Raw genomic sequence first — 7,674 nt, forward strand, 5'->3', positions numbered from 1 at the left:
ATGGGGAAGATGATGGTTTCCATAAGTGATGAAGTGGAGCAGGAGTTTAGGGAGTTGGTAGCTAAGAGGTATGGCCTTCGTAGGGGTGCCCTGAGTATTGCCGTTGAAGAAGCTCTTAGATTGTGGATTATCCGCACTAAGGCCGAACTTGAGGCTATGGAGAATTCTAAAGCGGTTGAGGAGGTGAGGTAAAGATGAGGGAGGCACCAGAGGTAGGTGTTAGCTCCGGGACGGCCCCCCTCCGCAGTAACAACAGCCCCCATTTAACTAATGAGTTAAATCCGTATATAAATGCTCCGTCTCCTAAGTCTTCGCTCTATGAGTGGGCTAAGTTCTATTATGCCGTTGGCTTAACACCTCTTCCGGCAAAGGCGAAGGCAAAGAACCCAATAGTTAATTGGAAAGACTACGAGGAGAAGAGACCAACCCCTGAAGAGCTTTCTAAGTGGTTTAAGGGTAAGACGCTTAGGCAGGTAAACATAGGCACTTTAGCGGGAAAGGTTAGCAGTAACTTGATTATTTTAGATTTTGAGAGCGTAGAGGCCTATAAGACGTTTATGGATATCTTAGATAGGATAAATCCCAACGTTGCCACTAAGTTGGAAAATGAGACGTGGATAGTCAAGACGGGGAAGGGTTACCACCTCTACTTTAGGACTTTCCGGGAACTCCCCTATGCTAAGGTGCCTGGCGTGGTAGAGGTTAGGGGTGATAGTAAGCACTTCACGGTTTTACCCCCAAGTATTCACCCAAGTGGCCGGCGATATTCCTTTAGCAACCACCCGGCAGTAGGTATTGCGGAATTGGACGGAGAGGAGCTTTTAGCCGTCTATACTGCTCTCAACGAAGCTTTTGGGGTTCCTATTCCAGAGGACATTAACCCCACCGCTAAGGCCGTTGAAGTGGAAACTACGGCTACTAATGAGCCTATCAGAGAGGTTAGGGGTGGCGTTAAGGCCCCAAAGGAGTTTAAGACCCTCCCCTCTGTGGAGGTGTATAATCTTCTTGGGCCTTACTATGTTCCCGGCACCCGTCAAGACCTCACACTTTACCTCTCTGGGTATTTGGCTAAGGCTAAAGTGGACATCTTTAACGCCGTTGATATTGTCTTAACTTTCGTCGAGAACGACCTGCAACCTGATGCTAAGACTAAGGAGGAGGTAGAGAGGAGGTTAGAAGCTCTCTTTTACAGCTATGGTAAGGTCTTTGGTTTAGAGGAGCTTAAGGCCCACTACGGTGAGGACCTCACAGATAAGTTAGCAGACTACCTTAACAACCTCCTGCAACGCTACAACCTTAGCATCTCTAAGGGGTTCATAGAAGGGAGGCTTAGGGCTAAATCTTCACCTGTGAAGGGCAAGGAAGGTCTTAGGGAGATTATAGAGAAAGTCCTTAGGTCTAAGGGCTTTTCAGAGGAAGACGCCCACGATGAAGGGCTTAATGTTCTTAGTGAACTCTCTAACCTCCTTAAGGTGGACGTGGAGAGGACTATAACCATACCTGTCAAAGTGGGTTCTACTTACTACGCCAATGACCCTAAGCGAGGTATTCTCTACCTCACGAGGAAGAGGGTTAGGGTAGGGAACGACGAAATAATAGTATGGGAAAAGGAGTATATTTTAGGCTATTACATCAAGGAGCTTAGAGTTTTGATTAATCCGAGCGAGGACATAGACCGTTATTATAATATCGTCTTTGAGCACCCGGTAACTAAGGATACTTTGACCTACACGGAGGCCACTATAGAAGAGGTTTCGAGGGACTTATTGACTAAGGCCGGTGTTAGAAATCCGTATAAGCTTAAGGGAGCTATTAGCTCTATTGTTGAGGCTTTCGTAATTAAGGGCTTGGCAGAAGTCGAGATTAAGGCACCGGCTACCGGTTTCTTTGAAGTCGAGGGAGAACTTAAGTTCTTTGAAAGCCCCAAGTTCCGGCTTAACCTCCCACCTGTGAACATAGAAAAGACCAAAGAGGCTTTTAAGAAGTTGGAGGAACTCTTAGAGTTCTATCACTTTAGCGACAGGGCTTTAGCTAACCTATACTTTGATATTCAAGCACCGTTAGGCCTTATCCGTAAGCAATATGGAAGGGAAAATAAGATACTCTTTAACTTTGGCACTCCCCACGTCGGTAAAACGCTCATTAGGAAGCTTATGGGATACTTGTGGGGTCTAAGGGAGGATAAGAGCGTTATAGGAGCTTCTAACATCACAGCACCGCAGTTAAGCCATAAACTAAACCAAACGACGTTGGCTATAACTTTAGATGAAGTTAGGAACGCTCTATCTAACCCTCATATCGCCGACCTTCTAAAGACGGCTACTACCAATATTCACGTTAAGAGTAGAATAGACAAAAACAGAGGCTACCGTATGACAGAATTCCACGCCTACGCCTCCCCTGTGATTATTACTAACTACGTTCCACAGCTCTACATAGGCTTAGAAGACCGTCTAATACCTGTAGAGTGGGATATAACCGATAAGAGGACTAAGGAGGAGGTTAGCAGGTTCGAGGGAAGGTTAGCCCAATACAAAGAGGACTTAGCTTATATCGGTAGTTACCTTAGGGCCTTCTATCTCCAGAATTGGGACAGGATTAAGCCGTTAATCCTTAACGAAGACCAGATAGAGGCCGGTAGGAAGCTTTTGGTTATGGTCTATGAGAGCTTAGGGCTTAGTGTTCCGGAGTGGCTTAGGCCGATAACATTAGAGTATGAGATAGAACAGCCGAGCGAGGAGGAGTTATTCCTAACGACCATTAGAGAAGACCTTTTAGAAAAGTGCCGTATGGTGGGGGTTGTTGAGGTGATAGACCCCACCACAGAAGAAGAGAGGACGATTAAAGAGAGCATTCTTAACCTTCCGTGGAGGGAGAGGATAAAGCACTTAGCTAAGAGGGGCGCCCTACCTGAATATATGGTTCTTGGAAGGAGAAAGATATACATAAAACCCACAATTATTCGAGCGATAAGGAAAAGAACCGGTTTCGAGTTGGCGGGAGGCTTAAAGAACTTAGCACAGCTCTTAGGCTACAAATACGACAATTTTAAACCAATTGGGAAGGCTATGGCAATATCTATAGATGACTTAGTCGAGAAGCTACCACAGAGGATACCAGAGGAAGAGGAGGACTTAGCCTTAATCCAAGACTTAGAGGAAGTCTTAGAGGCCACTAAGGACAACACAGGTTTTAGCCCGGTGGATAGGGTTATGGAAGGACTACTAAAGAGAGGGTGGAGTGAAAGGGATATTAGGCATATCCTCTACAAACTCCACGATAAAGGAGAGCTTTTAGAGTTTAATGGGAGGGTTAAGTTAAGACGTGATAGGGGGGAATAGTCTTCTAAGTGGACGCCCCCTATGGAGTATTTATTATTTTGATAACTTAACTTTGTGAGAAGTTAGGAAACTAACTAATAGGAGCCTTGAGAGTGGGGGGCCCACACAAAGAAGGCCAAATAGAGTAGGTCTTAGCTCAGGAGTGCTAACTTTTGAGATTAGACACACACAATAGACAGCACTTAAGAGAAGACGCAAACATTTAACCGGAAAATTAAACCGGGGGGCCCACACAAAGAAGGCCAAATAGAGTAGGTCTTAGCTCAGGAGTGCTAACTTTTGAGATTAGACACACACAATAGACAGCACTTAAGAGAAGACGCAAACATTTAACCGGAAAATTAAACCGGATGCACAGAAACGGACATTTCGGGGGCCGAGGAGAAGAGAAGTTAGGGGTATAGATATGGAAGGCCCAAAACCGGCGTTGCATCGTGTTGCATCTCGTTGCACCCCGTTTTCGGTTGTTGCATCTTGTTGCAACCCGTTACACCGCTTTCCTCCGGAGACCTACCCACTCCCACACGAACACCCGCAGTTCTGCCAAGTTCTGTCAGAACCTCCCAAGTTCAGCGAGAACCCGCCAAGTCCCACCAAGACCCAACAACCTCTACTCTACTCTCCCACTACACCGGGGGATACTGCTATATTCATTAGTTAATTAGGTGTATTCTGAAGAGAAACCAAAAGATAATGGCGGGTGCCAGTATGAGCCGAGAACCACAGGAGAGAGATGATGAGGAAAAAGAATTCATCGAAGGAATGCTAAGACTACTCGAACCCCTCTTAGCGGAAGATTGGAACACCGAAGCCGACGAATGGTGGGACTACGTGAAAGGCCGAAGGCACAAACATATTTAACCCATGATGATAAGCCATAATTGGTGGGAGAATGAGCGAGGCCATTAACCCTAACATGCTTCTTCAGAGAATAGATGAGATGGAGAAGGAATTAGAAAAACTCAGGCTTGAGGTTCTAAAAATGAGAGCTGAAAGCCTCCCCGTTGAAGAAGTGGACGAGGAGACCCTTAAAGACCTCGAAAAGAGGTTTGAGGAGTATAAGAGCGGGAAAGCGGAAGTAGTTAGCGGAGACGAAGCCGTTAAGATACTCTCGGAGATGCTGGAGGATTAACGCTTATAGGCCCTCCCTCTCGGTTCTATTTTGGACAGATAAATAACCTTATTCTCCCAATCAACCCCGTAGAAAACCCTATATCCCCCAAGCCGTAAGGCATAGGCCGGAAAGCCCTTAATCTTCATGCCCTTAACCCTTCTCACGTCGTAACCCTTAGGAACCGGTGAATTAGGGTCTATCTTTAAAGCCTCGATGAATTCAACCAATTTCCTAATGTGTGCCGGTTTTAGCCACCGTTTAGCCTCAACGAACACCCGCTTATCCACATCAACCCTAAACACACCCGCCACCATAATATCCTAAGACAACGGGCATTTAAATCATAAGGGCAAAATCTGGAGAAATCTCCCGTTTTCTCCCTAATAGCGGAAACTCGGAAAGTGATTTTTCTCGTAGAACCGACCCACCAATAATCAAGGTTCTACACCACCCACTTTTAAAGCTTAACAAAATTGTTAAGTAGCCCCCAAAGCCAGAGCTCGATACCTCCGCTTAACAAAGCCTGTCAAGGAGGATTGTAGGAAATAAAACACCTTTCAACGCCCTGAATAAACCTAAAAGAGGCGACAAAACGGAGAAAATGAAAAAACAAACATTCAAGGCGGATATTACCTAAACTTTACTAAACAAAAGTGTTAAATATTCAACGATTTCATTAAATCCGAGGGGATAACCATGAGTCAAGACCCGATAACCCAAATCTTAGAATTCTTCGAGAGCATGCACGGGAAACTAAGCACCAAAAAGAAACGGAAAGTTGCCAAATGCCTCTTAGAAGCGTTCCAAAACCACAAAGGAAAAATCAAAGCATGGGAAATGGGCAACGAAGTGATACCAAAAATAACACAGGAAACGGGCGTCTCTCAAGTTTACACCTATAAAGTCCTAAGAGAACTCATAGCCCTTGGTATAATCGCCAGAACAATAACAGGCTACGAACTAAGCCCAACCTTTAGAAAAAGAGTTTACCGCCTCTACAAAGCCCTCGGAGAGCTATAAACCCGCTGTTTTCTCTACCTATATCACTTTTGATATTGAATTCAATATCACTTCTGATAGCCCCTTTCGGCAAAATTTTCGCTTTAAATTGAAAAAAGGATAAAAGCAGTTTTTTGAAGTTCTCAATTGAAAAAATCGAATGGGGGTGCGGAGATTTGAAACACAATATAAGCAAAGCCCAATACGAGGCCCTCATGAGAAAGCTCGAACAGATGACCATCATCGTAGACGGCCGGAGAAAAATCGTTATCTATCAGAGGAGGGACGAGAATGCAGACATTCCGAAAAATTAGGCCCCAGAACAGGAAGAGAACAAACTACTACCTCGCAAACCCTTGGATTTCCCTAAAGGAGCAACCTAATCTCATTTTTCACCTGATAGACCAACAGGCCAAGGAAATCCACCCGCCAGTTGTATGGTGGAACGGACGACTTTACTACCAGATTAATCCGGGCATTTTAAGGCCAATTAAGGAACAGGAGGCGTTAGAATGGTGGAAGAGAAGGCTAATAGGATAATTGAGGAAGAAGAAGACGACGGAGTTTTGGTCGTTAAGCATGTTTATTCCGTAGAATGGACAATATCAACACCGACAGGAAAGGCCTTCCACGTTAGCATAGCCCACGAAGACCCCGAAAAAGCAAAAGCAATGGCCTTAGAGCTTTTTGAAAAATCCAAAGCCTTCTTAGAAGGTGGTTCACATGGGGCTTATTCAGTTTAGGCGGTTGTGGGGAGAAAAGGTTATCGTAGAGAGGAAGAACAGGGACGTAGTGGTTGGCACTCTAAGCGGAGAAGACGGTATGTTCATCTACCTCGAAAACGGGCAGTTGATAAGAGAGAATCAGACAATAGAAGTGCCCACCGCAATCATTTCGAAAAAGTCAATCTCAATGCTACGGGTGGCGAAAAATGACTCGTGAAGGGCTTTATAGCGATTTTCTAAGAGGGCTATACTCAGGCAGAATAACCAAAATCTACGAACGCTGGATAACCGAACAAAGACGGCGATACGTGAGGAAAAACGGAGAAGTCATCGAAAAACCATACTACACTCTAACCCTGCCAAGTTCATGGGTAGAAACATGGGAAGAGGCTCCCAGAAGTCTTATTATCCTCGAAACGAGAACAGGCGACCTTATCATACTCCACCCCGAAACGGTCGAAGAAGTTGGAGGTGCGATAGAAGGCATCATCAAAGCAAACAAAATCAGGATTGAAATGAACTATCGCCTCAGAGAGGGTCTCCTCTGGAGAATTCTCAGGAAATACAGAGGGCCGTGGAAATCAGCGGACAAAAGAAGAGGCATGAGAAGAGCAAACTACGAAGACGAAATGGACAGAGAACTCGCGAGAGGGCCCGGTAGCCGTAAAAACGTGATAGGTTGGTGATTTTTGCAAAAAAGAACCAAGTTCCAAAAAGAGGGTTGTATCAGCATGATTTAACAAAAAAGAACCACCACAACAGCGTTTTGAGACCACTTCATTATTTTTGCGTCGCGATAGGGAGTACACCCCTCTCGAAAGCCCCCTACTCATTACCGCAACCCGTTACACTCCAAGGAACGAACGAGAAGCCATAGCAATCTACAGGAGAGCACCAATACCCGCCGATGAAACGGAATTCTTCTGAAAATGTGCAGAAAGCCCATAGTTTTCCTTTTACAGTGCCCCTTCGTTCTATGTATTAGAAGGACCTTAGGACCTTTTTGTTTTGAGATAAAGCAGCCGGAGAGAATTGACCAGTTAGAAGGCCCCATTTTAGGTTTTCATTCCGTTAAAAGGCAGAATTTTAAATTTAGTGTGTGGGAGACCCAATTTATTCTTATTTTGTCCGGAGAGAGCTTATTTTATAGTAAAACAGGCGTGTTACTTACCACCTATACCACCTATACCACCCAATATTTTACATGCCCCAACCTGTACAAATACCACCTACACCACCTATACCACCTGATTTTTGCAATTTTTAAATGACTGTGAAAACCTCTGGCTTATTCCTACTGGGTGGTATAGGTGGTAAAAAATAGCTCCTTTTTCCGTCCTTTTTTTGACCAAAAAACGGCTTAAAATCGTTTTTTAAAAATACCACCTGGGCCTTGATGGGCATAATCCGGTAACACGCTCTCAACAAAAGGTTTTTATAGTCTTACATATACTTCTATCTTAGGGTTTCCTACTCTAACTTTGGGGGGTTGCTT

At 44.7% G+C, this 7,674-nt stretch carries 10 protein-coding genes; 9 read left to right on the forward strand and 1 reads right to left on the reverse strand.

The genetic code is table 11. From position 1 onward, the window contains the following. The 4 genes from FH039_RS12040 (at position 1) to FH039_RS12050 (ending at position 4,473) form a co-directional block, all read left to right on the forward strand. Entirely contained in the window at positions 1-192 is a 192-nt protein-coding gene (locus tag FH039_RS12040) for a ribbon-helix-helix domain-containing protein (protein WP_206206179.1), read from the forward strand. A gap of 2 nt (positions 193-194) precedes the next feature. Continuing rightward, the gene (locus tag FH039_RS12045) at positions 195-3,341 is read left to right on the forward strand and encodes a bifunctional DNA primase/polymerase (RefSeq protein WP_139681891.1); all 3,147 of its coding nucleotides are present in this window, start codon (positions 195-197) and stop codon (positions 3,339-3,341) included. Between the two features lie 708 nt (positions 3,342-4,049). After that, positions 4,050-4,202 (forward strand): hypothetical protein, encoded by a 153-nt coding sequence (locus FH039_RS12235; protein WP_168188426.1) that lies wholly within the window; start codon positions 4,050-4,052, stop codon positions 4,200-4,202. Positions 4,203-4,233: 31 nt separating this feature from the next. Then, positions 4,234-4,473 carry an addiction module protein gene (locus FH039_RS12050; protein ID WP_139681892.1) on the forward strand — a complete coding sequence of 80 codons (240 nt, stop codon included), beginning with the start codon at positions 4,234-4,236 and terminating at the stop codon, positions 4,471-4,473. On the opposite strand, the gene FH039_RS12055 is transcribed toward FH039_RS12050, so the two are convergent. After that, complete coding sequence (locus FH039_RS12055; RefSeq protein ID WP_168188427.1) at positions 4,470-4,757, reverse strand: type II toxin-antitoxin system RelE family toxin; 288 nt, start codon at positions 4,755-4,757, stop codon at positions 4,470-4,472. The genes FH039_RS12050 and FH039_RS12055 overlap by 4 nt on opposite strands. A 394-nt stretch (positions 4,758-5,151) precedes the next feature. On the opposite strand from FH039_RS12055, the gene FH039_RS12060 reads away from it, so the two are divergent. The 5 genes from FH039_RS12060 (at position 5,152) to FH039_RS12075 (ending at position 6,865) form a co-directional block, all read left to right on the forward strand. Further along, complete coding sequence (locus tag FH039_RS12060) at positions 5,152-5,475, forward strand: hypothetical protein (RefSeq protein ID WP_139681894.1); 324 nt, start codon at positions 5,152-5,154, stop codon at positions 5,473-5,475. A 113-nt stretch (positions 5,476-5,588) separates the two neighbouring features. Beyond that, positions 5,589-5,768 carry a hypothetical protein gene (locus tag FH039_RS12240; RefSeq protein ID WP_168188428.1) on the forward strand — a complete coding sequence of 60 codons (180 nt, stop codon included), beginning with the start codon at positions 5,589-5,591 and terminating at the stop codon, positions 5,766-5,768. Between the two features lie 198 nt (positions 5,769-5,966). Continuing rightward, positions 5,967-6,197 carry a hypothetical protein gene (locus FH039_RS12065; RefSeq protein ID WP_139681895.1) on the forward strand — a complete coding sequence of 77 codons (231 nt, stop codon included), beginning with the start codon at positions 5,967-5,969 and terminating at the stop codon, positions 6,195-6,197. Then, positions 6,178-6,396, forward strand: a complete 219-nt coding sequence (locus tag FH039_RS12070; protein WP_139681896.1) for a hypothetical protein — start codon at positions 6,178-6,180, stop codon at positions 6,394-6,396. The genes FH039_RS12065 and FH039_RS12070 overlap by 20 nt, the downstream gene beginning before the upstream one ends. Then, positions 6,386-6,865, forward strand: a complete 480-nt coding sequence (locus tag FH039_RS12075) for a hypothetical protein (protein WP_139681897.1) — start codon at positions 6,386-6,388, stop codon at positions 6,863-6,865. The genes FH039_RS12070 and FH039_RS12075 overlap by 11 nt, the downstream gene beginning before the upstream one ends. Positions 6,866-7,674 lie beyond the last annotated feature (809 nt).

The sequence above is a fragment of the Thermococcus indicus genome, assembly GCF_006274605.1.
GTDB classification, from domain to species: domain Archaea; phylum Methanobacteriota_B; class Thermococci; order Thermococcales; family Thermococcaceae; genus Thermococcus; species Thermococcus indicus.

Bases quoted from the DNA above. Each gene is read 5' to 3' on its own strand.
- FH039_RS12040 (WP_206206179.1), top strand. From the start codon at position 1: ATGGGGAAGATGATGGTTTCCATAAGTGATGAAGTGGAGCAGGAGTTT.
- FH039_RS12045 (WP_139681891.1), top strand. From the start codon at position 195: ATGAGGGAGGCACCAGAGGTAGGTGTTAGCTCCGGGACGGCCCCCCTC.
- FH039_RS12235 (WP_168188426.1), top strand. From the start codon at position 4,050: ATGAGCCGAGAACCACAGGAGAGAGATGATGAGGAAAAAGAATTCATC.
- FH039_RS12050 (WP_139681892.1), top strand. From the start codon at position 4,234: ATGAGCGAGGCCATTAACCCTAACATGCTTCTTCAGAGAATAGATGAG.
- FH039_RS12060 (WP_139681894.1), top strand. From the start codon at position 5,152: ATGAGTCAAGACCCGATAACCCAAATCTTAGAATTCTTCGAGAGCATG.
- FH039_RS12065 (WP_139681895.1), top strand. From the start codon at position 5,967: ATGGTGGAAGAGAAGGCTAATAGGATAATTGAGGAAGAAGAAGACGAC.
- FH039_RS12070 (WP_139681896.1), top strand. From the start codon at position 6,178: ATGGGGCTTATTCAGTTTAGGCGGTTGTGGGGAGAAAAGGTTATCGTA.
- FH039_RS12075 (WP_139681897.1), top strand. From the start codon at position 6,386: ATGACTCGTGAAGGGCTTTATAGCGATTTTCTAAGAGGGCTATACTCA.